Source organism: Pseudomonas sp. P867 (assembly GCF_019891455.1).
GTDB lineage: Bacteria > Pseudomonadota > Gammaproteobacteria > Pseudomonadales > Pseudomonadaceae > Aquipseudomonas > Aquipseudomonas synxantha_A.
In genome coordinates, this window is the sequence record NZ_JAFLXB010000005.1 from 44,351 (window position 1) to 68,393 (window position 24,043).

Here is a 24,043-nt window from a genome sequence, read left to right on the forward strand (position 1 = left end):
TAATAAATTCAAGATTGGAGAACGAACATGGCTGAAGCAAAAGTATTGAGTGGCGCCGGCCTGCGTGGCCAGGTTGCCGGGCAGACCGCACTGTCGACCGTGGGCCAGGCTGGTGCAGGCTTGACCTATCGTGGCTACGATGTGCGTGAACTGGCCGCCGATGCGCAGTTTGAAGAAGTCGCCTACCTGTTGCTGTACGGCGAGTTGCCGACCAAGATCGAACTGGCCGCCTACAGCGCCAAGCTGAGCAAGCTGCGTGACTTGCCCCAGGCATTGAAAGAAGTGCTCGAACGCATCCCCGCCGACGCCCACCCGATGGACGTGATGCGCACCGGTTGCTCGTTTTTGGGCAATATCGAGCCGGAAAAAGATTTCAGCGTACAGCGCGATGTCACCGACCGCCTGCTTGCCGCATTCCCGGCGATCATGTGTTACTGGTACCGCTTCAGCCACGACGGCAAGCGCATCGACTGCGTGACCGACGAGCCGAGTATCGGCGGCCACTTCCTGCACCTGCTGCACGGCAAGAAACCCAGCGAGCTGCACGTCAAAGTCATGAATGTGTCGCTGATTCTCTACGCCGAGCACGAATTCAACGCCTCGACCTTCACTGCCCGGGTGTGCGCCTCGACCCTGTCCGACCTGTATTCCTGCGTCACCGCCGCCATCGGTTCCCTGCGCGGCCCGCTGCACGGCGGTGCCAACGAAGCGGCGATGGAAATGATCGAGCGCTTTTCCTCGGCCGAAGAAGCGGTCGAAGGCACGCTTGGCATGTTGGCGCGCAAGGACAAGATCATGGGCTTCGGCCACGCCATCTATAAAGACAGCGACCCGCGTAATGAAGTGATCAAGGGCTGGTCGAAAAAACTCGCTGATGAAGTGGGCGACACGGTGTTGTTCCCGGTGTCTGAAGCCATCGACAAGACCATGTGGGAACAGAAGAAGTTGTTCCCCAACGCCGACTTCTACCATGCCTCGGCTTACCACTTCATGGGCATCCCGACCAAGCTGTTCACACCGATCTTCGTGTGCTCGCGCCTGACTGGCTGGGCCGCGCACGTGTTCGAACAGCGCGCCAACAACCGCATCATCCGTCCAAGCGCCGAGTACATCGGCGTTGAGCAGCGCAAGTTCGTGCCAATCGAACGTCGCTGAATGGGATGGGCTGTGTTCGCTGGCTAATGTGCTTTTTTGTGGGAGCTGGCTTGCCTGCGATGGCATCACCTTGGTGTACCTGTCACACCGCAGTGATGCAATCGCAGGCAAGCCAGCTCCCACAGGAAACAAAGCCAGTGTCGACAGTTCACCTTTCGAACTTACCGTGACCGAGTCCTGACGATGAACACTGAATTTCGCAAACCGCTCCCCGGCAGCCGCCTGGATTTCTTCGACGCCCGTGCGGCTGTCGAAGCAATCACCCCCGGCGCCTACGCCACCTTGCCTTACACCTCGCGCGTGCTTGCCGAAAACCTGGTGCGCCGTTGCGACCCGGCCACCCTCAACGCATCCCTGAGCCAACTGATCGAGCGCAAACGTGATCTCGATTTCCCCTGGTTCCCGGCGCGCGTGGTGTGCCATGACATCCTCGGCCAGACCGCCCTGGTGGACCTCGCTGGTCTGCGCGATGCCATCGCCCTGCAAGGCGGCGACCCGGCGCAGGTCAACCCGGTGGTGCCGACCCAACTGATCGTCGACCACTCCCTGGCTGTCGAGGCTGGCGGCTTTGACCCACAGGCGTTCGAGAAAAACCGCGCCATTGAAGACCGTCGCAATGAAGACCGCTTCCACTTTATCGAGTGGACCAAAAAAGCCTTCAAGAACGTCGATGTCATCCCGCCGGGCAACGGCATCATGCACCAGATCAACCTGGAGAAAATGTCGCCGGTGATTCAGGTCCGTGACGGCGTAGCCTTCCCGGATACCTGCGTCGGTACTGACAGTCATACTCCCCACGTCGATGCCCTGGGCGTGATCGCCATTGGCGTCGGCGGCCTGGAGGCCGAGAGCGTGATGCTCGGCCGTGCGTCGTGGATGCGCCTGCCGGAAAGCGTCGGCGTGGAATTGACCGGCAAGCTGCAACCGGGCATCACCGCCACCGATATGGTGCTGGCACTCACCGAGTTCCTGCGCCAGCAGAAAGTGGTCGGCGCCTGGCTGGAGTTCTTCGGCGAAGGGGCTAGTGCACTGACCCTGGGCGACCGTGCGACCATCTCCAACATGGCTCCTGAATACGGCGCCACCGCAGCGATGTTCTATATCGATCAGCAGACCATCGCCTACCTCAAACTCACTGGCCGAGAAGACGAACAAGTCGCCCTGGTCGAACAGTACGCACGCCACACCGGTCTGTGGGCCGATGACCTCAAGGGGGCTCAGTACGAGCGTGGCCTGACCTTCGACCTGTCCAGCGTCGTGCGCAACATGGCCGGCCCCAGCAACCCCCACGCCCGTGTTGCCACCCGCGACCTGGCGTCCAAAGGCATCAGCGGCCAATGGGACGAAGTGCCAGGGCAAATGCCCGACGGGGCGGTGATCATTGCGGCCATCACCAGTTGCACCAACACCAGTAACCCGCGCAACGTCATCGCCGCGGGGCTTCTGGCACGTAACGCCAACAAGCTTGGCTTGGCCCGCAAGCCGTGGGTCAAGTCGTCGCTGGCGCCGGGCTCGAAAACCGTGGCCATGTACCTGGAAGAGGCCGGTCTGGGCCATGAGCTGGAAAAACTCGGTTTCGGCGTAGTGGCCTTTGCTTGCACCACCTGCAACGGCATGTCCGGCGCGCTCGACCCGGTGATCCAGCAGGAAATCATCGACCGCGACCTGTACGCCACCGCCGTGTTGTCGGGCAACCGCAACTTCGACGGGCGCATTCACCCTTACGCCAAGCAAGCCTTCCTGGCTTCGCCGCCGCTGGTGGTGGCCTATGCGATTGCCGGCACCATCCGTTTCGATATCGAGAAGGACGTGCTCGGCCTGGATGCCGACGGCAAGGAAATTCGCCTGCAGGATATCTGGCCGAGCGACGAAGAGATCGACGCGGTGGTCAAAGCATCGGTCAAGCCCGAGCAGTTCCGTGCGGTGTACATCCCCATGTTCGCGATTCACGAAGACACCGGCCCCAAAGTCACCCCGCTGTATGACTGGCGCCCGCAGAGCACCTACATCCGTCGCCCGCCGTACTGGGAAGGCGCGCTGGCCGGCGCGCGGCCGCTCAAGGGTATGCGCCCGCTGGCGGTGCTGCCGGACAACATCACCACCGACCACCTGTCGCCGTCCAACGCGATCATGCCGGGCAGTGCCGCCGGGGAATACCTGGCGAAGATGGGCTTGCCGGAAGTCGACTTCAACTCCTACGCGACCCATCGCGGTGACCATCTGACGGCGCAGCGCGCCACCTTCGCCAACCCGAAACTGTTCAACGAAATGGTGCAGGAAAACGGCAAGGTCAAGCAGGGCTCGCTGGCGCGAATCGAGCCGGAAGGCAAGGTCACGCGGATGTGGGAAGCGATTGAAACCTACATGGAGCGCAAGCAACCGCTGATCATCATCGCCGGTGCCGACTACGGCCAGGGCTCGTCCCGCGACTGGGCCGCCAAGGGCGTGCGCCTGGCCGGTGTGGAAGCGATTGCCGCCGAAGGCTTCGAGCGCATTCACCGCACCAACCTGGTGGGCATGGGCGTGTTGCCGCTGGAATTCCTGCCGGGCACCGACCGCCACACCCTCAAGATCGACGGCAGTGAAACCTATGACGTGATCGGCGAGCGCACCCCGCGCGCGCAACTGACCCTGGTGATCAACCGCAGGAATGGTGAACGTGTCGAGGTGCCGGTGACGTGCCGCCTGGATACTGCCGAAGAAGTGTCGATCTACGAGGCGGGCGGCGTGTTGCAACGTTTTGCCCAGGATTTCCTGGAATCGGCGGCCACCGCCTGAAGAGGACTACCATGGCACACGTAGCGCAAATCAAGATCCCCGCCACCTACATGCGTGGCGGCACCAGCAAGGGCGTGTTCTTCAGCCTCAAGGACCTGCCCGAAGTCGCGCAGGTGCCGGGGGCGGCCCGCGATGCCCTGTTGCTGCGGGTCATCGGCAGCCCCGACCCTTACGACAAGCAGATCGACGGCATGGGCGGTGCCACTTCAAGTACCAGCAAAACCGTGATCCTGGCCAAAAGCAGCCGCGCCGATCACGACGTGGACTATCTGTTCGGCCAGGTCTCCATCGACAAGCCGTTTGTCGATTGGAGTGGCAACTGCGGCAACCTGTCGGCAGCAGTGGGCTCGTTCGCCATCAGCGCTGGCCTGGTTGATCCGGCCCGCGTGCCCGAGAACGGGGTGGCGGTGGTGCGGATATGGCAGGCCAATATTGGCAAGAGCATCATCGCCCATGTGCCGATCACCAACGGCGCGGTACAGGAAACCGGCGACTTCGAACTGGACGGTGTGACCTTCCCGGCCGCCGAAGTCCAGCTGGAATTCATCGACCCGGCGGCGGAAGAAGAGGGCGGTGGTGGTTCGATGTTTCCCACCGGCAACCTCATCGACGACCTGGAAGTACCGGGCGTCGGCACCTTCAAGGCCACGTTGATCAACGCCGGTATTCCGACCATTTTCATCAACGCCCAGGACCTCGGCTACACCGGCACCGAACTGCAGGGCGCGATCAACAGCGACCCCAAGGCCCTGGCCATGTTCGAGACGGTACGGGCCTATGGCGCGTTGCGCATGGGCCTGATCAAGCACCTGGACGAGGCCGACCAGCGCCAGCACACACCCAAGGTCGCCTTCGTGGCCAAGCCTGCGGATTACGTGGCCTCCAGCGGCAAGGCAATCAAGGCCGGCGATGTGGATCTGCTGGTGCGTGCCCTGTCCATGGGCAAACTGCACCACGCCATGATGGGCACGGCGGCGGTAGCGATCGGCACGGCGGCGGCGATCTCCGGCACCCTGGTCAACCTGGCGGCGGGCGGCGTGGAGCGCAATGCCGTGCGCTTCGGGCATCCGTCCGGCACCTTGCGCGTCGGTGCCGAAGCCAGCCAAGTGAACGGTGAATGGGTGGTGAAGAAAGCCATCATGAGCCGCAGTGCGCGGGTGTTAATGGAAGGTTTCGTGCGCGTCCCCGGTGACGCTTTTTAGCTTTATGTGGGAGGGGGCTTGCTCCCGATAGCAGGGTGTCAGTCGCCCCATTCATTAACTGACCCACCGTCATCGGGAGCAAGCCCCCTCCCACAGGGATACAAGCAGGCAATCAGACCTGCGCAACGATTAACCCTGACCCTGAGGATGGAACAACCCAACTTTTAGGAGAACTGCCATGAGCGCCAACGTCGACCAGAACAACCGCCCCGACTACGACCAGTTTTTGCAGGACATCGCCGACTATGTCCTCAACTACCGCATCGAATCCCGGGATGCACTGGACACCGCCCGCAATTGCCTGATGGACACCCTTGGCTGTGGCCTGCTGGCCCTGCGGTTCCCCGAGTGCACCAAGCACCTGGGGCCGATAGTGGAGGGCACCGTGGTGCCGTTCGGCGCGCGCGTGCCGGGCACTTCGTTTCGCCTCGACCCGGTCAAGGCCGCCTGGGACATTGGCTGCATCGTGCGCTGGCTCGACTACAACGACACCTGGCTCGCCGCTGAATGGGGCCACCCTTCGGACAACCTCGGGGGCATTCTCGCCGTGGCCGATCACCTTTCGCAAAAACGCGTGGCCAATGGCGAGGCGCCGCTCACCGTACGTGCGGTGCTGGAAGCGATGATCATGGCCCACGAAATCCAGGGGGTGATCGCCCTGGAAAACTCTTTCAACCGCGTCGGCCTTGACCACGTGCTGCTGGTCAAAGTCGCCTCCACCGCGGTCACCGCCAAGCTGATGGGCGCCAATCGTGAACAACTGCTGTCGGCCTTGTCTCACGCTTTCGTTGATGGGCAGGCGTTGCGCACCTATCGCCATGCACCGAATGCCGGCTCGCGCAAATCCTGGGCCGCAGGCGATGCATCGAGCCGTGGTGTGCGCCTGGCGGATATCGCCCTGCGTGGCGAAATGGGCATCCCCGGTGTGTTGAGTGCGCCGCAGTGGGGGTTCTACGACGTGTTGTTCAGCCACACCAACAAGGACCTGGCGCTCAAGCCCACAGACAAGCGCGCCTTCAGCCTGCCTCAGGCCTACGGCACCTACGTGATGGAAAACGTGCTGTTCAAGATCAGTTTCCCGGCGGAGTTCCACGCGCAAACCGCCTGCGAGGCGGCGGTGACCTTGCACCCGCAGGTCAAGCATCGTCTGCATGAAATCGAACGTATCGTGATCACCACCCATGAGTCGGCGATTCGGATTATTTCCAAGGTTGGCCAATTGGCCAACGCTGCCGATCGCGACCACTGCCTGCAATACATGACGGCCGTGCCCTTGGTGTTCGGCAATCTGGTGGCCGAGCACTACGAAGATGATTTCCACGCGGCCCACCCGATCATCGACGAGCTGCGCGACAAGATGGTCATCGTTGAAGACCCACGCTATAGCCGCGAATACCTGGAGGCGGACAAGCGTTCCATTGCCAATGCGGTGCAGGTGTTCTTTATGGATGGCACCTGCACTGAGCAGGTAGCGGTGGAATACCCGATTGGCCATCGCCGCCGTCGGGTGGACGGTATCCCATTGCTGGAAGACAAGTTCAAAGCCAACCTGGCGACGCGGTTCACTGCGCAGCGCAGCGCCGAGATTGTTGCGTTGTGCAAGGATCAGGCACGGCTTGAGGCGACGGCTGTGAACCGTTTCATGGATCTGTTGGTGATCTAAAAAACAACGCGGCCAATGTGGGAGGGGGGTTGCTCCTGATAGCTGGGTGTCAGTCAACAGATTCATTGACTGGTCCACCCCTATCGGGAGCAAGCCCCCTCCCACATTTGTCCTCCATTGGGGCAACTATCGGGTCAGGCGCAAGCTTGTTCAAACCGCAGTATCACCCTGCGGTTGTGCTTGCTCTTCTTTTCGATTTTCTCGCAGAACACCCGGCCGATTTCCTCGGTGTTGAGCACATGGGTGCCGCCGCATGGCTGGATATCGATGCCGGGGATCTCAATCACCCGTACCGAGCCCGACACCACCGGTGGCGCAACCGCCTGGGTGCGGGTGATCTGTAGCAAGGTCGCGTATTCGGTGGCGGGCATCGACAGGGTCTTCACCGCGTGGGCCTGCTCGATCAGGGCGTTGAGGTCACGGGTTAGACCGTCTTTGTCCAGGGTCATTTCCGGCAGGTCGAAATCCAGTCGGCCTTTATCCGCACTGATGCTGCAACCGGTCACGGGCGCGTCAATGAGCGAGCACAACAAATGCAGGCAGGTGTGCATTTTCATGTGCTGGTAGCGCCGCTCCCAATCCAGGCCGGCGTCTACCTGGATGCCCGCCGTCAACTGCTCGGGGCAATGGTCAACCTGATGCCAGATGATCGAGCGCAACACCGGATCGCGCACGGTACCTGTCACCTCGACCCGCGTGCCATCGGGCAGGGTGAAATGGCCGGTATCGCCCGGTTGCCCGCCGCCGGTGGGGTAGAACAGTGTGTGCTCCAGGGCGATGCCGTGTTCACTGACCGCAATAACCCGGGCGCTGAACGCGTTCTGATAGGGCGCGCTGTCGAACAGCGCCAGGGTTTCCATGGTATGCACGGACATGTTCAACCTCCAACGATCAGTGGGCTGGCTTGCAAGAGATGGCGCACCATCGCGCTCAAGCCAGGGGGAGAGAGCAGGGTGATTTCAAATTCCGGCCCGCAGACTTTCAGGTTCAGCGGCAAGCGCGGCAGTTGTTCGCCGGTATCGACACGGTGCAGGCGAAATTGCAGGTGGTGGCGCTCTTTCACCGTGGGTTCGAGCATTAACCCTTGCAGCGGATGAAAGTCGGCATCCAGCACCGTGACCTTATGACCGGCACTCACCTCACCGACGACGTGCAAGCGCTCATCCAGGGCAAAGGCGCCTAGGTAATTGCTGCGGTCCGATTCGTCGTTTTTTTGCAACTGGATCTGGTTGACTACTTTGACCTTGGTGCCTGCCGGTACGTCCTGGGTGATCACGCAGGAGGGGCTGATAAATACGTTGTCGCCGATCGACACGTAGCCCAGCACCCGGGCACCGGCGCCCACCTCGACGTTGTTGCCCAGGCGCGGGTGGCGTTTGCCGTCCGGATTGTTGGCGATGCCGCGGGCTCCCAGGGTCACGCCGCACAGGATGTAGCAGTCGTTGCCGATCACGCAGGTTTCGCCGATGACGGTGCCATAGCCATGGTCCAGTACAAAGCGCCGGCCGATACGCGCCGCCGGATGAATCTCGGCACCGGAGAGAATCTTGCCCTGGTTGCTGAGCTTGAGTGCCATGCGCGAAAACATCCCATGGCCCGGGTCGGGGAAATTCCACACCTGGTGCGCAAGGCGATAGAACAGCACTGCCTTGAACGAGGCATAGGATTCCAGGATCAACTCCCCGCGCCCACGGGATGCCGGGTCGCGATAGGCGTAGGCGATCAGGTCCTCGGCCACTGCTTGGGCGGCGTTCTGGATCAGTGGCGCCAGGTGTGGTTCCAACTGCTTCATCTGCCCGGGCGTCAGGGTCGTGATGAGATGGGTAAGCAACTCATCGTGCAGCAGTTGCATGTCGATAAAGCCCCCCATGGAGGCACCCCCGCATTCTGGATGATTGAAAAACCCGTTACTCGAAACTGGGCAGGTAGCTATCGGCATTGTCGTAGACCATGGTCAGCACCACCGTTTCAGGCGGCAGTTCGGGGGCGAGTTGGGCGATGGCAACCATGTTGGCGGCGGAGGACAGCCCCAGGCTGATGGCGTCGGTGCGCATGATGCGTTTGATCATGTCCAGGCACGCCGAGTGCGACACCTTGAGCATGCCGTCGATCACGTCCAGGTTGAGGATGCTCGGGATCAGGCCAATCGACAGGCCCTGGATTGCGTGCGCAGCGTGCTGGTCTTTGAGCAGGTCGCATTCCTGCGGCTCCACGCCCATTACGCGGATCGCTGGCCAGGCGGCCTTGAGGGTTTCGCCAATGCCGGTGATATGGCCACCTGTGCCGATGCCGCTGACGAAGTAGTCCACGCGCTGATTACCGAAGGCGCGGATGATCTCCGGCGCGGTGGTGTCGCGGTGGGTCTGCGGGTTGGCGCCGTTACGCTGCTGGTTGAGCATCACGAAGTTGGGGTTTTCCAACTGCAGTTCCATGCACTTTTCGCCGTGGGAGTTGTTGCCCAGGCGGCTGTCTGACAGCACCACTTTGGCACCATACAGGCGCAGCAATTTCTGCTTTTCGGGGCTGTAGTTGTCAGGGATCACCAGCACCACTTTATAGCCCAGGACATTGCCGGCCATCACCAGGCCAATGCCGGTGTTGCCGCCGCTGGGTTCGATGATGGTTTGCCCGGAGTCGCGGATCAGTACGCCACGGCGCTCGGCATCGAGGATCATGCCCAAGGCGATGCGCGCCTTGTGGCTGCCACCGGGGTTGAGGGATTCCAGCTTGGCGTAGACCTCGATGCCGAGGTCTTCGGAAAACTGGGCCAGGCGCACGATAGGCGTTTGGCCGATGACGTCGAGAATGGAGTTATGCAGCATCAGCAAGTCTCCACGATCAGTACAGAGGCATGTCGGGTTCGACGTCGCGAACCCAGTGCTTCATGCCGCCCTGCAGGACTTTGGTGTTCGCGAACCCGGCTGCCAGCAGGGTGCTGGCGGCCTGTTCGGCGCGGGTGCCCGCGTAGCAGATCAGGTAATGGGTGTTGTCGCGGCTGAGGTTGTCGAGTTGCCCATCCAGTTCGGCCAGGGGAATGTGCAGCACGCCTGGCAGCTTGCATACTTCCAATTCGCTGGCGTCGCGCACGTCCAGCAATACATCGGCGCTGTTGGGGTGCTCAAGCACCTGCTTGAGGTTCTGAGGCTTGATGTAGCGTTCTGCCGCCAGCGACGGTTGGCTCGGTACGGCATCGGCACATGCCGTGGGGGCGGCGCTTTCGCTGCTGCGCAGCTCCGAGCAGCAGGGGCAGTCGAGGCGGCGCTTGAAGCGGATCTCGCTGAACTTCATCGCCAGCGCGTCAAAGCGCATCAAGCGGCCGGATAAAGGTTCGCCAATGCCGATCAGCAATTTGATCGCCTCGGTGGCCTGGATCATTCCTACCACACCCGGCAGCACGCCGATCACGCCGCCGGCGCTGCAATTGGGCGCCAGTTCTGCGGGCGGGGCCTTGGGAAACAGGCAGCGATAGCACGGCCCGCCTTTGTAGTTGAGCACGCTGATCTGCCCGTCGAAACGGTAGATGGCGCCATAGACCAAAGGTTTGCCCAACTGTACGCAAGCATCGTTGACCAGGTAGCGGGTATCGAAATTATCGGTACCGTCGATCACCAGGTCATAGGCGCCCACCAGTTCCAGAGCGTTGTCGGTGTCAAGCGCGGTGTTGTGCGCATTGATCCGGATATGAGGGTTGAGGTCCAGCAGGCGTTGCTTGGCGGACTCGACCTTGGGCATTCCCAGTGTGCTGTTGCCATGGACAATCTGGCGCTGCAGGTTGCTGCTTTCCACCACGTCAAAATCCACCAGCCCCAGGGTGCCGATGCCTGCCGCTGCCAGGTACAGGCTGATGGGCGAGCCCAGGCCCCCGGTGCCGATGACCAGAACTTTGGCTTTCTTCAGGTTCAATTGGCCTTCGCGGCCGACGCCCGGCAGGGTGATGTGGCGCACGTAGCGCTGCACTTCTTCGTTGCTCAGGGTGTCGATGTCCATGCCGCCTGAGGTGGCGAGCAACACTTCGATCCGGGATTTTGGCGGCAGGACTTCATCGGCTTCGATCAGCGCCTCCTCGGCGGTAAACAGGAAGTGTTCCTTGAGCTGGTTGTTCTTTTCATGGAACAGGTACTGACGCAATTGGGGGTGATTGGTGCAGAGATTTTCAATGACTTCGCGCAATGTCGATCCGACGCCCTCAAGGGTCGATTCCGGCAGCTTGGCCACGCGAACCAGAATGTCGGGGAAAGAGACAGCGTTCATGGACAACTCCGTGTGCAGGTCGTTGAAGGGTTGAGGTGCGAAATGCTTGCCATCCCAGGCAAACAGTTTTGAGCCCAGGACCTGGCTCTGGCGAACATCCACCACCAGATAGCTGACGGGGTAGATCGGCTCCCCCATGAACAGCGCCTTGTCCTGGTCTTCATCACTGAAATAGGCGCCGACATCCGGGTGGGAGTGATAGATCACCACCACCGGGTTGTCGCTGCGAAACGACTTGTTCAGCAGCAGGGTATCGGCCACCGAGAAGGTGTAGCCGTTGGCCGCGCTGCGGGGGTACATCTGGGAGTTCTTGTGGTGCAACTCGTTCTGGATATTGCTGCCCAGGTACACACTGCCGTCGGCGAAGACGAAGCCGCAGCACTCTTCTGGGTAGCTGCGGCTGGCGTGGGCGTAGATCTGTTCCAGGGCGGTGGGGCGGAGGACTTCCATGTTTCTCTCGCGTTGGTTGAGGGTCATTTTTTCTTGGCCAGGAGTTTTTCAACCGGCAGCTTGGTGATCGCAAAGCCGGCCAGCAGAATCGCCGAATACAGCATAAGGTCGCGGGAAATTTCCACGCCTTCGTACCAGGCACCGATGATCACCGCGAACACCGGGAAGATGATGAAGACGAACGACAGGATGATCGGGCTCAGGCGCTTGAGCAGCATGAAATACACAATAAACCCGCCTACCGAGGCCACCAGCCCGAGGTAGAACAGTGCAGTCCAGGAGCGCAGGGTGATGTCATTGAAGGCTGGCGTTTCAAACCACAGGCCGGCGACGAGCAACATCAGCCCGGCGATGCCGATGGGCAGGGTGTTGTAGGTAATCACACTGATGGCACTGCCTTTCTGCTTGGTAATCACGTAGCACAACGCGTGCATGATCGCGGCGCTCAGTATCGCCAACACCCCGAAGAACTCGGCGTGGTCCAGGTGCAGGCCCTGGCTCTTGATGATCATGTAGAGGCTGCCAAACCCGATACCGATGCCAACGACCTGGGAGAAGTAGATGCGCTCACGCAGGAACAGCGCCGAAAAGATCAGGATGAATACCGGCATGCAGCTGAACAGCAGGGCCGTCAGGCCGGATGACACGTGCATCTCGCCATAGTTGAGCAGGTAGTAGGGAACGCTGAAGTACGACAGGGTCACAAACACAAAGAACCAGCGGCTTTCCCGTGGGAACAGGATCGGCTCGCGACGCACCATGGCAAAACACAGGAACAGCGGAAACGCGATCAGAAAGCGCAGCCCGGCGGATGTCAGCGGCGGCACGCTCTCTACGGCGATCTTGATGCCCAGCCATGTAGTGCCCCAACTCAGGCACACGATCAGAAACATCAAGCTGGTCACCAGCCCGGCGAGCCACTGTTTTTGAGTTTTTGTTTTTGCAGTGTTTTCGAGAACGGCGGACATTGGCATCTTTTATTGCTTCCCTGAGCCGGAATTGAACTCTATATTGAACTTGTAATGAGTTATGTTTATCGGCGATTGAACCCGTAAAAGCACACTATTAGGGCGAAAGATGGCTGTCAAAACAAATATTGACATGGTGTCAATTATGCGTGAGGGCCTGTCCAACGGGCAGGGCGTGAAGTACAAGCGCCTGTCTGATGTGATGGAGCGGGGCATCCTCGAAGGCTTGATTGAACCGGGACGAAAACTGCCGCCCCATCGGGTGCTGTCCGACAACCTGGGGGTGACCATTGGCACCATCAGCCGGGCCTACGGTGAGCTGGAGCGCCTGGGCTTGGTGGTTGCACGGGTCGGTGACGGAACCTTCGTGCGCAAGCGTGGGATGGAGCGTCAGCGTGATGAAGGCTTTCGCAATTTCAGCGAGGAGCCGCGCCAGTACTTCGACATGAGTCGCAACATGCACATTCCGGGGCAGGAAACGGTGTTTCTTGCCCAGAGCTTCCAAACGCTGTCGACCAACGCCAAGTTCCTGCAGGACATCAGCGCCTATACCCCCGACGCCGGCTTGCCGCGTTACCGTGAAGCCGGGGCGCAATGGCTGGTGCAGCGCGATTTTCATCCGATTCCAGAGCAGGTCATCTGCGTCAACGGCGGCCAGCACGGTTTGCTGTGCGCGATGATGGCGCTGCTGCGTGCTGGCGATACGGTAGTCACCGAGCAACTGACTTATCCTGGGCTGATTACGGCTGCGCGCATGTTGGGCGTGCGCCTGATTGGCCTGGAAATGGATGAAGAAGGCGTGTTGCCCACGGCGCTGGATGAGGTCTGTCGTAATCACCGCATTTCGGCGTTGTACTGCACGCCGACTATTCAGAATCCCACGACGGCGGTGTTGTCGGTGGCGCGTCGCGAAGCCTTGGCCAAGGTGTGTCGTGAGCACAACCTGCTGATTCTCGAGGACGAAGCCCACGGCGTGCTGGTTGAGGATCGCCCGCCGCCCCTCAGCTATTTCGCGCCTGAGCGTACGATTTTGATCAGCAGTCTGAGCAAAGCGGTGTCGGCAGGGTTGCGGGTAGGCTACGTCCATGCACCGCCCGCGCTGGTCAGTCGCATTTCCGCGGCGTTGCGCTCGACCTGCTGGATGGCGACGCCTGTGACCCTGGAACTGGCCACCCAGTGGATCGAAAACGGCACGGCGGAATATCTGTTGCGCCAACAAATCAACGAAATCAGCCGCCGCAAAACCTTGGTCGAGGATTTATTGACCGGGCTGGCGTATCGCACCCACCTCAACAGCCCGCATTTCTGGATCGAAGTGCCGGAGCCATGGCGTGCGTCGGAAATCGAGGCAGAGCTCAGGCAGAACAATTACCTGATCGCCACCGCCGAGGCGTTTGCCGTGGGGCAGACGGCGGTGCCGCAGTTTATTCGGGCGAGTATCTGCAATACGTCTGGCGATGATCAGTTACTGCGCGAGGGGTTTGATGCGCTGGCGACGGCGTTGGGGCAGGGGGGGGGGCGGTTTCATCTGTAAATCCGCGTTACCGTTCATCGCAGGCAAGCCAGCTCCCACAGGGGAACGCATTCCAACTGTGGGAGCTGGCTTGCCTGCGATAGCGTCAGATCAGGCGACAGAGATCACTTGAAGCGCCGCTCCACACCCTTCTCAACCAAAATCTTTGCCGAAATCTCTTCCACCGAAAAATGCGTGGAATTGATGTGTGCAATATTCTCGCGACGGAACAGATTTTCCACTTCACGCACTTCGAACTCGCACTGCGCATAGCTGGAGTAGCGGCTGTTGGGCTTGCGTTCGTTACGGATGGCGGTCAGGCGGTCCGGGTCGATGGTCAGGCCGAACAGTTTGTGCGAGTGGGCGCGCAGGGCGGCGGGCAGCGTCAGGTGCTCCATATCGTCTTCGGTCAGCGGGTAGTTGGCCGCACGGATACCGAATTGCATGGCCATGTACAGACAGGTCGGGGTCTTGCCGCAACGCGACACGCCCACCAGGATCAGGTCGGCCTTGTCATAGTAGTGGGTGCGGGCGCCATCATCGTTGTCGAGGGCAAAGTTCACCGCCTCGATGCGTTCCATATAGTTGGAGTTATGCCCGATGGAATGGGACTTTCCGACAGAGTATGAAGAATGCTCACTCAACTCCTGTTCCAATGGCGCCAGGAAGGTCGAGAAAATGTCGATCATGAAACCATTCGACGTTGCGAGAATCTCACGAATGTCTTGATTGACGATGGTGTCGAAAATGATCGGGCGAAAACCGTCTTTTTCAGCCGCCAGATTGATTTGTTGTACCATGGCCCGCGCTTTATCCACGCTGTCTATATAAGGCCGGGTGAATTTGGCGAAGGTAATGTTTTCGAACTGCGCAAGCAGGCTCTGGCCCAGTGTTTCGGCTGTGATGCCGGTGCCGTCGGAAATAAAGAAAGCAGATCGTTTCATTTGAGCCCTGGGCCTTAAGCTGATGGCGAATCTTGGATATGATAGGCGCGATTTTGCCGTCCCGCAGTGGGCCGCATTCTCACTTATTTTCCAGGTCCAGGCCACAAGCGCTGGCGTTAGCTCCTACTGAGCAACCCGCGTCCTGAGCTTTTCCAACACAGAAAGTGGAGAGATCACCTTGGTAGAGTACGTAGTTTCCCTCGATAAGCTCGGCGTCCATGATGTAGAGCATGTGGGGGGCAAGAACGCATCCCTCGGCGAGATGATCAGTAATCTTGCAGGCGCTGGTGTCTCGGTGCCCGGTGGTTTCGCCACCACGGCCCAGGCTTACCGCGACTTCCTCGAGCTGAGCGGCCTCAACGCCCAGATCCACGCCGCGCTGGATGCCTTGGACGTCGACGACGTCAACGCCCTGGCCAAGACCGGCGCCCAGATCCGTCAGTGGATCATGGAAGCCGAGTTCCCCGAGAAGCTCAACGAAGAAATTCGCACCGCCTTCGCCACCCTGTCCGCCGGCAACCCGGACATGGCTGTCGCCGTACGCTCCTCGGCCACCGCCGAAGACTTGCCGGACGCTTCCTTTGCCGGCCAGCAGGAAACCTTCCTGAATATCCGTGGCGTGGAAAACGTCATTCGCGCGGCCAAGGAAGTATTCGCCTCGCTGTTCAACGACCGCGCTATTTCCTACCGTGTACACCAGGGTTTCGACCACAAGCTGGTGGCCTTGTCTGCTGGTGTGCAGCGCATGGTGCGTTCGGAAACCGGCACTGCTGGCGTGATGTTCACCCTGGACACTGAGTCGGGCTTCCGTGATGTGGTATTCATTACCGGTGCCTACGGCCTGGGCGAAACCGTCGTACAAGGCGCGGTCAACCCTGACGAATTCTACGTGCACAAGCACACCCTTGAGGCCGGCCGCCCGGCCATCCTGCGCCGCAACCTGGGCAGCAAGGCGATCAAGATGATCTACGGCGACGAAGCCAAGGCCGGTCGCTCTGTGAAAACCGTTGACGTCGACAAGGCCGAGCGCGCGCGTTTCTGCCTGACCGATGCTGAAGTCAGCGAACTGGCCAAACAGGCGATGATCATCGAGAAGCACTACAAGTGCCCGATGGACATCGAGTGGGCCAAGGACGGTGACGACGGCAAGCTATATATCGTGCAAGCGCGTCCGGAAACCGTGAAGAGCCGCACTTCGGCCAATGTCATGGAGCGTTACCTGCTCAAGGAAACCGGCACCGTACTGGTGGAAGGCCGTGCCATCGGCCAGCGCATCGGTGCTGGCAAGGTGCGCATCATCAAGGACGTGTCCGAGATGGACAAGGTCCAGCCCGGCGACGTGCTGGTTTCCGACATGACCGACCCGGACTGGGAGCCGGTGATGAAGCGCGCCAGCGCCATTGTCACCAACCGAGGCGGGCGTACTTGCCACGCGGCGATCATCGCCCGTGAACTGGGGATCCCGGCGGTAGTCGGTTGCGGCAACGCCACCCAACTGCTCAAGGAGGGCCAGGGTGTCACCGTGTCTTGCGCCGAAGGCGATACCGGTTTCATCTTCGAAGGTGAGCTGGGCTTCGATATCAAGCAAAATTCCATCGACGCCATGCCCGACCTGCCGTTCAAGATCATGATGAACGTCGGCAACCCGGATCGCGCCTTCGACTTCGCGCAGTTGCCGAACGCCGGTGTGGGCCTGGCCCGCCTGGAGTTCATCATCAACCGCATGATCGGCGTGCACCCCAAGGCTCTGTTGAACTACGACGGCCTGCCGCTGGACATCAAGGAAAGCGTCGACAAGCGCATCGCCGGCTACAACGACCCGGTAGGCTTCTATGTCGAGAAGCTGGTGGAAGGCATCAGTACGCTGGCCGCGGCGTTCTACCCGAAAAAGGTCATCGTGCGCCTGTCGGACTTCAAGTCCAATGAGTACGCCAACCTGATCGGCGGCAAGCTCTACGAGCCGGAAGAAGAAAACCCGATGCTGGGCTTCCGTGGCGCCTCGCGTTACATCAGCGAAGCCTTCCGTGACTGCTTCGAGCTTGAGTGCCGTGCCCTCAAGCGCGTGCGCAACGAGATGGGCCTGACCAACGTCGAGATCATGGTGCCGTTCGTGCGCACCCTGGGCGAAGCGAGCCAAGTGGTCGACCTGCTGGCCGAAAACGGCTTGACCCGTGGCGAGAACGGCCTGCGCGTGATCATGATGTGCGAGTTGCCGTCCAACGCCATCCTGGCCGAGGAATTCCTGGAGTTCTTCGACGGTTTCTCCATCGGCTCCAACGACCTGACCCAGCTGACCCTGGGCCTGGACCGCGACTCCGGGATCATTGCTCACCTGTTTGACGAGCGTAACCCTGCGGTCAAAAAGCTGCTGGCCAATGCCATCCAGGCGTGTAACAAGGCCGGCAAGTACATTGGTATCTGTGGCCAAGGCCCTTCCGACCACCCTGACCTGGCCAAATGGCTGATGGAGCAGGGCATCGAAAGCGTCTCGCTGAACCCGGACTCTGTGCTGGAAACCTGGTTCTTCCTGGCGGAAGGCCAAGCGTCCGCTTAAAGTCGCAACGTCAAAAGTGCCGGTCACTCGTGAGGGTGACCGGCATTCTTATCTGTACTGGGCGGGAACTCCTTGCGGACGCCGCCCTTTTTTGTGCAAGAGCATTATGCAAAGCAGCAGCAACCTGTTTCCCGTCGCCTTGATCAGCGCTGAACGTCGTGGCGACCTGAGTGAAGACGTCTACCGGCTCAAGCCCGGCAATAGCCCTGATGGCACCGTCGAGCTGGCGGTTACCCGTTTGGGCCTGGCCGATGTCCCGGAAAACCGGGGCACGCCGATTATTTTGTTGCATGGCAGCTTTTCCAATCGGCGCTTCTGGTACTCGCCCAAGGGGATCGGCCTGGGCGCGTACCTGGCGCGCCGGGGTTTTGATGTGTGGATCCCGGAAATGCGCGGCCATGGGCTGTCCAAGCGCAACCATGAGTACGCCAGAAACCGCGTCGCCGATTACGCCCGCTACGATTTGCCGGCCATGGGGGCCTTTGTGCGTGAGCAAAGCGGGCAGGTCCCGCACTGGATCGGGCATTCCCTCGGTGCCACGACCTTGGCTGCGGCCCTGGGCGGGCAACATTTGGGGGCGCCTGAGGTGGCTTCGGTGGCATTGTTCGGCTGCCAGGTCAGCCGCACCCATTGGCCGTTGAAAATTCCACCCGTGGAGTGGGGTACTCGGTTGATCCTCAAGCGCCTTGCCCATGTGTCTGGCCCACGCTTCAAGCGCGGCCCCGAGGATGAGCCGGCGGGAGTGATGATCGAAGCGATGCGCTGGAATGGCCTGTTCGGCCGCTTCGGCGATGCCGAATGTGACTGGTGGAAGGGCTTGGCGCAGATCGATGTGCCGTTGCTCGCGGTCAGCGCGGCGGGCGATCGGCAAGACCCGGACTGGGCGTGTCGCAAGCTCTTCGAGCAGGTCGGCAGCGAGCATCGCCAGTATCTGTGCCTGGGGCGCGAGCAGGGTTTCAGCGAGGACTTCGGGCATGTGCAGATGCTGGTCAGCAAAGCCGCGCAGGCCGAAGTATGGCCATTGGTGGAACGGTGGTTGAACGACCCACTGACACCATTATTCGGGACTCGACCCCAAGTGGCCGCAGCAGTTTGAGCAAACGCTCTACCAAGGGCGTTTCACTCTTGAGTGGTTGCGGCTAAGATATGACGCGCTGGGCGCTTCTGGTCATATTCAGTCGCGCAACGTGTATTGCGTTGCGCTGATGCGGGTCCGATCATGGCGGCTCACCACTGGCAGGCACTTAAAGAATGCCTGTCGCGGCGCGTTTTTCTGATGTACACCGTGGATGTTCGATCTCTTCTTTGACGACAGGAGCTTCTCGATGAACCATTACGTGACCCCCGACCTGTGTGACGCCTACCCGGAACTGGTGCAGGTAGTGGAGCCGATGTTCAGCAACTTCGGTGGCCGAGATTCTTTTGGGGGTGAGATCGTCACCATCAAATGCTTCGAAGATAATTCCCTGGTAAAGGAACAGGCTGACCAGTCGGGCGCTGGCAAAGTGATGGTCGTTGACGGCGGAGGCTCACTGCGCCGCGCGTTGCTGGGCGATCTGATTGCCGATAAAGCTGCGAAAAATGGCTGGGAAGGGCTGGTGATCTATGGTTGCGTCCGGGATGTGGATGTTCTCGCCCAGACCGACCTGGGTGTGCAGGCACTGGCCTCCCACCCGATGAAAACCGACAAGCGTGGCCTCGGTGACCTGAACGTCGTCGTGACGTTCGCGGGTGTGACGTTCCGTCCGGGTGAGTACATCTACGCCGACAATAACGGCGTGATCGTGTCGCCCAGCCCGCTGAAAATGCCTGAATAAACCCAAGGAGTCTGGATGTTCGAGGAAGAGAACGCGCAATGGGGGCTGGTGCATGCCCTGGTGCTGGATGGTAAAGGCGGTGCGCGTTCGATTGCCCGGACTGAGCTCGACGATCTGCAGTTGCAACCCCAGGAAAGCCTGTGGCTGCATTGGGATCGCAGCCATCCCCAGACCCAGACCTGGCTGCGCAAATCCAGCGGCCTGAGCGAATTTGCCTGCGACCTGCTGCTGGAGGAGAACACCCGCCCACGGTTGTTGCCGTTGCCCGACGCCGAATTGCTGTTGTTTCTGCGCGGGATCAATCTCAACCCCGGGGCAGAACCGGAGGACATGGTTTCGGTGCGTATCTTCGCCGCCGCCAATCGTGTGATCTCCCTGCGTTTGCGCCCGTTGCGCGCCACCGATGAGCTATTGGTGCAACTGGCGGACGGCAAAGGCCCTAAAACGGCGTCTGAACTCATCCTTTATATGGCTCAGTACCTGACCAACAAAGTGCAGGATCTGGTTACAGGGTTGTCTGAAATCGTCGATTCCGAGGAAGAAAAACTCGATGCCGACGAACGGTATACCCCAGAGCACGGCAGCGTTTTGCAGATCCGTCGGCGCGCGGCCGGGCTCAAGCGGTTTTTGGCACCACAGCGGGATATTTTTGCCCAGCTGACGCGAATAAAATTGGCATGGTTTTGCGATGACGATGCTGACTATTGGAACGAGTTGCACAACAGTCTGACCCGTTACCTGGAAGAGCTGGAACTGGCCAGAGAGCGCGTGGGGCTTGTGCTTGAGGCCGAAGACCGGCGCTTGAGCCTGCGCATGAACCGCACCATGTATCGCTTCGGGATCATCACCGGGATCTTCTTGCCGATGAGTTTTCTCACCGGTTTGCTCGGTATAAATTTGGGTGGCATTCCGTTCTCCGAGAGCCCCTACGGATTCATGATTGCGTGCCTGTTGATGGTCTCGGTGGCCCTGGGGCAATGGTGGCTATTTCGACGATTACGATGGGTTTGAGCTGAATATGACCTGAACGTAGGAAAGGGTCGATGTGACCCGATGAATTTTACCCTCGTCTTTTAATTCACTTGCGAGAGGTCTCTATGCACGATCCGTTCGAACAGTCTTTGCGTGACATGCTCAATGCTTCGCCATCCAACCGTGATGACGATGCTTGCCTGGGTCGCGTATTGAAAACCGCCAACCGTCAGGTCGGTGCGGGTGATCTGTTCGGGCTGCTCGGGCGTTGGTTGCCGGCATTGATGATGGCACTGAACAACGGTTCGGCCCATGTGTCACCGGTTTCCCGCCGTAAACCTCTTGCTCGCACTGCTGATAAGGCTGATTGAATATGGAACTTGATCTCTGGACCCAGAGCCTGGTCACCGCGATGACCGCATTGTGGACCAAGGTTGCGAATTTCATTCCCAACCTGTTTGGTGCCCTGGTCCTGGTGTTGCTGGGCTTTGTCGTGGCCAAGTTGCTCGACACCCTGTTGTCCAAGCTGCTCGCCAAACTCGGGCTGGATCGCCTGATGGCCGGCACCGGTTTGACCAAATTGCTGGGTCGCGCCGGGCTGCAGGTGCCGATTTCTACCTTGATCGGCAAGATCGTCTACTGGTTTGTTCTACTTATTTTTTTGGTTTCTGCAGCGCAATCCCTTGGACTTGAGCGAGTTTCAGCTACGCTCGACATGCTGGCACTGTATTTGCCGAAAGTTTTCGGCGGCGCGCTGGTGTTGCTGGTAGGTGTTTTACTCGCGCAATTGGCCAATGGGCTGGTGCGCGGGGCCGCTGAAGGCGTGGGGTTGGACTACGCGGCAGGCTTGGGGCGAATCGCACAGGGGCTGGTGATCATCATCAGTATTTCCGTCGCGATCAGCCAGTTGGAAGTCAAGACTGACCTGCTGAACCACGTTATTGTGATTGTTTTGATTACCGTTGGTCTGGCCGTTGCACTGGCCATGGGTTTGGGAAGCCGGGAAATTGCCGGTCAGATTCTTGCGGGAATCTATGTGCGTGAGCTATATCAGGTTGGGCAACAAGTGCGTGTGGGCGAGGTTGAAGGGCAGATCGAGGAGATCGGCACGGTCAAGACGACAGTGCTGACCGATGACGGAGAACTGGTTTCGCTGTCCAACCGGATTCTCCTGGAGCAGCAGGTCAGTAGCCGCTAATCCGGCAAACCCTGCTAATGTACGCCGCCGCAAACCCGGGTGACCGGGTTGCAACGGACATTGACCTGACTGCCGGCACGACTTGTTTTGAATAAAGCCCAAACGCTGTCCACGCGCTATGACCCCCGTGAGCTCTCTGATGAGGAGTTGGTCGCGCGCTCGCACACGGAGCTGTTTCACGTAACACGCGCGTACGAAGAATTGATGCGCAGGTATCAACGCACTCTGTTCAACGTTTGTTCAAGGTATTTGGGGAACGATAGAGACGCGGACGATGTCTGTCAGGAAGTGATGCTCAAGGTGCTATATGGCCTGAAGAACTTCGAGGGCAAATCGAAGTTCAAGACCTGGCTGTACAGCATCACGTACAACGAGTGCATCACGCAGTATCGGAAGGAACGGCGAAAGCGTCGCTTGATGGACGCTTTGAGTCTGGACCCCCTTGAGGAGGCGTCTGAAGAAAAGGCGCCGGCACCCGAGGAGAAGGGCGGACTTGATCGCTGGTTGGTGCATGTGAACCCGATTGACCGGGAAATTCTGGTGCTTCGCTTTGTCGCAGAGCTGGAATTCCAGGAAATCGCTGACATCATGCATATGGGCTTGAGTGCTACAAAAATGCGGTACAAACGTGCTCTTGATAAATTACGTGAGAAATTTGCGGGCGAGACTGAAACTTAGTGCGTAGCAAATATCTCTTACGTGTAGGCAAGTTCTGTTAGACTTGTCGCCGAGTTGTCCCCCGGTTTGTGGGACTGCTTTACAATCACCAGATGGGGATTTAACGGATGAAACTGAAAAACACCTTGGGCTTGGCCATTGGTTCTCTTATTGCCGCTACTTCTTTCGGCGTTCTGGCACAAGGCCAAGGCGCAGTTGAAGGCGAGCTGTTCTACAAGAAGCAGTACAACGATAGCGTTAAGCACATCGAAGACGGCTTCAACCCAGGCGCTCGCATTGGTTACTTCCTGACCGACGATCTGTCGTTGAATCTGTCGTACGACAAGACCAACCACACCCGTTCGAACGACGGCACTGGCAACCAGAAGATCAAAGGTGACACTGGCAGCCTCGTTGCTCAGTACCACTTCGGTCAGGCTGGCGTTGATAGCCTGCGTCCATACGTTGAAGGCGGTTTCGGCCACCAGAGCCGTACCAACGTCAAGGCTGACGGCCACAGCGGTCGCGACCAGACCACTTTCGCCACCATCGGTACTGGCGTGAAGTACTACTTCACCAACAACCTGTACGCTCGTGCTGGTGTTGAAGCTGACTACGGTCTGGACAACGGCAAGTGGGACTACTCCGCACTGGTTGGCCTGGGCGTGAACTTCGGCGGTAACGCTGGCGCAGCTGCTCCAGCTCCTACCCCAGCACCAGCTCCAGAGCCAGTTCCAGAGCCAGAAGCTCCGGTTGCTCAGGTTGTTCGTGTTGAGCTGGACGTTAAGTTCGACTTCGACAAGTCGGTTGTTAAGCCTAACAGCTACGGCGACGTGAAAAACCTGGCCGACTTCATGGCTCAGTACCCAGACACCAACGTAGAAGTTGCTGGTCACACTGACTCCGTCGGTCCAGACGCTTACAACCAGAAGCTGTCCCAGCGTCGTGCTGACGCTGTTAAGCAAGTCCTGGTTAAAGATGGCGTAGCTCCTAGCCGCATCACTTCCGTTGGTTACGGTGAGTCCCGCCCAGTTGCTGACAACGCAACTGAAGCTGGCCGCGCTGTTAACCGTCGCGTAGAAGCAGCTGTTGAAGCCACCGCTAAGTAATTAGCCTGGCTTTACAAAAAAACCCGGCTTAGGCCGGGTTTTTTTCGCCTGGAATTTGCCTCAGGCACTGGCCGCCGTCGCCAGGCAAGCCGCCTGCGCAGCACCAGCAACGCTACCAATCACCAGGATAGCCGGGCTTTTCAGGGCGAACGCTTGCGCATCCTCATGCATCCGCGCCAGATCGCTGCGGCATTCGCGCTGCTGGGGCAGCGAAGCATTTTCGATCATCGCCACGGGCATGTCCGGGGCCATGCCGCCTTCGAGCAACTGCTGACGAATCTCCTCCAGCTTCGCCACGCCCATGTACACCACCAGTGTGGTTCCACTTTCCGCCAGTGCGCGCCAGTTCAACGCACTGTCGTCCTGAGTATGAGCAGTGACCAGCGTCACCCCACGGCTCACACCGCGTAACGTCAGGGGAATATCGCAGCTCGTCGCCCCGGCTAACCCCGACGTGATGCCGTTGACCAACTCCACCTCAATGCCACGTTCGCGCAGCCACAGCGCCTCTTCGCCACCGCGACCAAAAATGCACGGGTCGCCGCCCTTGAGCCGCACCACGCATTTGCCCTGGCGGGCATAACGCAGCATCAGGCGATGGATAAAATCCTGGGGCGTGGAGCGGCAGCCACCGCGTTTACCGACGGTAATCACGCGTGCATCGCCGCAGTGTTCGAGCACGGCCGGGTTGACCAGGTCATCAATCAGCACCACGTCCGCTTCATGCAGGGCTCTGACTGCCTTGAGGGTCAGCAACTCCGGATCACCGGGCCCAGCGCCTACCAGCCACACTTTTGCGCTCATGTTGTTCC

Annotated in this window: 20 protein-coding genes; 13 read left to right on the top strand and 7 right to left on the bottom strand. The window is 59.8% G+C overall.

Translation table 11 applies throughout. From position 1 onward, the window contains the following. Positions 1 to 27: 27 nt before the first annotated feature. The 4 genes from prpC (at position 28) to prpD (ending at position 6,798) form a co-directional block, all read left to right on the top strand. Positions 28 to 1,155, top strand: a complete 1,128-nt coding sequence (gene prpC / locus J1G33_RS10990; RefSeq protein ID WP_223018090.1) for a 2-methylcitrate synthase — start codon at positions 28 to 30, stop codon at positions 1,153 to 1,155. 183 nt (positions 1,156 to 1,338) lie between these two features. After that, positions 1,339 to 3,933: a Fe/S-dependent 2-methylisocitrate dehydratase AcnD gene (gene acnD / locus J1G33_RS10995; protein WP_032879911.1), complete on the top strand. Its 2,595-nt coding sequence runs from the start codon at positions 1,339 to 1,341 to the stop codon at positions 3,931 to 3,933. Positions 3,934 to 3,944: 11 nt separating this feature from the next. Further along, positions 3,945 to 5,135: a 2-methylaconitate cis-trans isomerase PrpF gene (gene prpF / locus J1G33_RS11000; RefSeq protein ID WP_223018091.1), complete on the top strand. Its 1,191-nt coding sequence runs from the start codon at positions 3,945 to 3,947 to the stop codon at positions 5,133 to 5,135. Positions 5,136 to 5,313: 178 nt separating this feature from the next. Beyond that, positions 5,314 to 6,798: a 2-methylcitrate dehydratase gene (prpD, locus tag J1G33_RS11005; RefSeq protein WP_216091960.1), complete on the top strand. Its 1,485-nt coding sequence runs from the start codon at positions 5,314 to 5,316 to the stop codon at positions 6,796 to 6,798. A 134-nt stretch (positions 6,799 to 6,932) separates the two neighbouring features. Here prpD and J1G33_RS11010 read toward each other — a convergent pair whose 3' ends face one another. The 5 genes from J1G33_RS11010 to J1G33_RS11030 are packed head-to-tail and all read right to left on the bottom strand — an operon-like array spanning position 6,933 to position 12,467. After that, positions 6,933 to 7,673, bottom strand: a complete 741-nt coding sequence (locus J1G33_RS11010; protein WP_032879914.1) for an alanyl-tRNA editing protein — start codon at positions 7,671 to 7,673, stop codon at positions 6,933 to 6,935. 2 nt (positions 7,674 to 7,675) lie between these two features. Next, positions 7,676 to 8,668, bottom strand: coding sequence for a serine O-acetyltransferase (locus J1G33_RS11015; protein ID WP_005790394.1), 993 nt, complete (start codon positions 8,666 to 8,668; stop codon positions 7,676 to 7,678). A gap of 37 nt (positions 8,669 to 8,705) precedes the next feature. Beyond that, the gene (locus tag J1G33_RS11020) at positions 8,706 to 9,620 is read right to left on the bottom strand and encodes a cysteine synthase family protein (RefSeq protein WP_103733619.1); all 915 of its coding nucleotides are present in this window, start codon (positions 9,618 to 9,620) and stop codon (positions 8,706 to 8,708) included. A 16-nt stretch (positions 9,621 to 9,636) separates the two neighbouring features. Beyond that, on the bottom strand, positions 9,637 to 11,499 hold the full coding sequence (gene moeB / locus J1G33_RS11025; RefSeq protein ID WP_223018092.1) for a molybdopterin-synthase adenylyltransferase MoeB: 1,863 nt from the start codon (positions 11,497 to 11,499) through the stop codon (positions 9,637 to 9,639). A 23-nt stretch (positions 11,500 to 11,522) separates the two neighbouring features. After that, positions 11,523 to 12,467, bottom strand: coding sequence for an EamA family transporter (locus tag J1G33_RS11030; protein ID WP_223018093.1), 945 nt, complete (start codon positions 12,465 to 12,467; stop codon positions 11,523 to 11,525). A 109-nt stretch (positions 12,468 to 12,576) separates the two neighbouring features. Between J1G33_RS11030 and J1G33_RS11035 the strand changes: the two genes are divergently transcribed. Further along, the gene (locus J1G33_RS11035; RefSeq protein ID WP_005790387.1) at positions 12,577 to 14,001 is read left to right on the top strand and encodes a PLP-dependent aminotransferase family protein; all 1,425 of its coding nucleotides are present in this window, start codon (positions 12,577 to 12,579) and stop codon (positions 13,999 to 14,001) included. 104 nt (positions 14,002 to 14,105) lie between these two features. Here J1G33_RS11035 and J1G33_RS11040 read toward each other — a convergent pair whose 3' ends face one another. Next, positions 14,106 to 14,924, bottom strand: a complete 819-nt coding sequence (locus J1G33_RS11040; protein ID WP_003193298.1) for a pyruvate, water dikinase regulatory protein — start codon at positions 14,922 to 14,924, stop codon at positions 14,106 to 14,108. A gap of 178 nt (positions 14,925 to 15,102) precedes the next feature. On the opposite strand from J1G33_RS11040, the gene ppsA reads away from it, so the two are divergent. The 8 genes from ppsA (at position 15,103) to J1G33_RS11080 (ending at position 23,231) form a co-directional block, all read left to right on the top strand. Continuing rightward, positions 15,103 to 17,478 (top strand): phosphoenolpyruvate synthase, encoded by a 2,376-nt coding sequence (gene ppsA / locus J1G33_RS11045; RefSeq protein WP_005790384.1) that lies wholly within the window; start codon positions 15,103 to 15,105, stop codon positions 17,476 to 17,478. A gap of 106 nt (positions 17,479 to 17,584) precedes the next feature. Then, positions 17,585 to 18,574: an alpha/beta fold hydrolase gene (locus tag J1G33_RS11050; RefSeq protein WP_032879918.1), complete on the top strand. Its 990-nt coding sequence runs from the start codon at positions 17,585 to 17,587 to the stop codon at positions 18,572 to 18,574. 229 nt (positions 18,575 to 18,803) lie between these two features. Continuing rightward, positions 18,804 to 19,295: a ribonuclease E activity regulator RraA gene (gene rraA, locus J1G33_RS11055; protein WP_223018094.1), complete on the top strand. Its 492-nt coding sequence runs from the start codon at positions 18,804 to 18,806 to the stop codon at positions 19,293 to 19,295. Positions 19,296 to 19,310: 15 nt separating this feature from the next. Continuing rightward, positions 19,311 to 20,306 (top strand): zinc transporter ZntB, encoded by a 996-nt coding sequence (locus tag J1G33_RS11060; protein WP_223018095.1) that lies wholly within the window; start codon positions 19,311 to 19,313, stop codon positions 20,304 to 20,306. An 86-nt stretch (positions 20,307 to 20,392) separates the two neighbouring features. Beyond that, entirely contained in the window at positions 20,393 to 20,638 is a 246-nt protein-coding gene (locus tag J1G33_RS11065) for a hypothetical protein (protein ID WP_005790375.1), read from the top strand. A gap of 2 nt (positions 20,639 to 20,640) precedes the next feature. Further along, a complete protein-coding gene (locus J1G33_RS11070) occupies positions 20,641 to 21,465 on the top strand; it encodes a mechanosensitive ion channel domain-containing protein (protein WP_003193288.1) in 825 nt (274 codons plus the stop codon). Between the two features lie 87 nt (positions 21,466 to 21,552). Further along, positions 21,553 to 22,143 carry an RNA polymerase sigma factor SigX gene (gene sigX, locus J1G33_RS11075; RefSeq protein WP_003193286.1) on the top strand — a complete coding sequence of 197 codons (591 nt, stop codon included), beginning with the start codon at positions 21,553 to 21,555 and terminating at the stop codon, positions 22,141 to 22,143. Positions 22,144 to 22,250: 107 nt separating this feature from the next. Next, entirely contained in the window at positions 22,251 to 23,231 is a 981-nt protein-coding gene (locus J1G33_RS11080) for an OmpA family protein (RefSeq protein ID WP_005790371.1), read from the top strand. 60 nt (positions 23,232 to 23,291) lie between these two features. On the opposite strand, the gene cobA is transcribed toward J1G33_RS11080, so the two are convergent. Next, positions 23,292 to 24,035 (bottom strand): uroporphyrinogen-III C-methyltransferase, encoded by a 744-nt coding sequence (cobA, locus tag J1G33_RS11085; RefSeq protein WP_032879920.1) that lies wholly within the window; start codon positions 24,033 to 24,035, stop codon positions 23,292 to 23,294. Positions 24,036 to 24,043 lie beyond the last annotated feature (8 nt).

Coding starts and splice junctions, on each gene's coding strand:
- prpC (WP_223018090.1), top strand. CDS start 28: ATGGCTGAAGCAAAAGTATTGAGTGGCGCCGGCCTGCGTGGCCAGGTT.
- acnD (WP_032879911.1), top strand. CDS start 1,339: ATGAACACTGAATTTCGCAAACCGCTCCCCGGCAGCCGCCTGGATTTC.
- prpF (WP_223018091.1), top strand. CDS start 3,945: ATGGCACACGTAGCGCAAATCAAGATCCCCGCCACCTACATGCGTGGC.
- prpD (WP_216091960.1), top strand. CDS start 5,314: ATGAGCGCCAACGTCGACCAGAACAACCGCCCCGACTACGACCAGTTT.
- J1G33_RS11010 (WP_032879914.1), bottom strand. CDS start 7,673: ATGTCCGTGCATACCATGGAAACCCTGGCGCTGTTCGACAGCGCGCCC.
- J1G33_RS11015 (WP_005790394.1), bottom strand. CDS start 8,668: ATGGGGGGCTTTATCGACATGCAACTGCTGCACGATGAGTTGCTTACC.
- J1G33_RS11020 (WP_103733619.1), bottom strand. CDS start 9,620: ATGCTGCATAACTCCATTCTCGACGTCATCGGCCAAACGCCTATCGTG.
- moeB (WP_223018092.1), bottom strand. CDS start 11,499: ATGGAAGTCCTCCGCCCCACCGCCCTGGAACAGATCTACGCCCACGCC.
- J1G33_RS11030 (WP_223018093.1), bottom strand. CDS start 12,467: ATGTCCGCCGTTCTCGAAAACACTGCAAAAACAAAAACTCAAAAACAG.
- J1G33_RS11035 (WP_005790387.1), top strand. CDS start 12,577: ATGGCTGTCAAAACAAATATTGACATGGTGTCAATTATGCGTGAGGGC.
- J1G33_RS11040 (WP_003193298.1), bottom strand. CDS start 14,924: ATGAAACGATCTGCTTTCTTTATTTCCGACGGCACCGGCATCACAGCC.
- J1G33_RS11050 (WP_032879918.1), top strand. CDS start 17,585: ATGCAAAGCAGCAGCAACCTGTTTCCCGTCGCCTTGATCAGCGCTGAA.
- rraA (WP_223018094.1), top strand. CDS start 18,804: ATGAACCATTACGTGACCCCCGACCTGTGTGACGCCTACCCGGAACTG.
- J1G33_RS11060 (WP_223018095.1), top strand. CDS start 19,311: ATGTTCGAGGAAGAGAACGCGCAATGGGGGCTGGTGCATGCCCTGGTG.
- J1G33_RS11065 (WP_005790375.1), top strand. CDS start 20,393: ATGCACGATCCGTTCGAACAGTCTTTGCGTGACATGCTCAATGCTTCG.
- J1G33_RS11070 (WP_003193288.1), top strand. CDS start 20,641: ATGGAACTTGATCTCTGGACCCAGAGCCTGGTCACCGCGATGACCGCA.
- J1G33_RS11080 (WP_005790371.1), top strand. CDS start 22,251: ATGAAACTGAAAAACACCTTGGGCTTGGCCATTGGTTCTCTTATTGCC.
- cobA (WP_032879920.1), bottom strand. CDS start 24,035: ATGAGCGCAAAAGTGTGGCTGGTAGGCGCTGGGCCCGGTGATCCGGAG.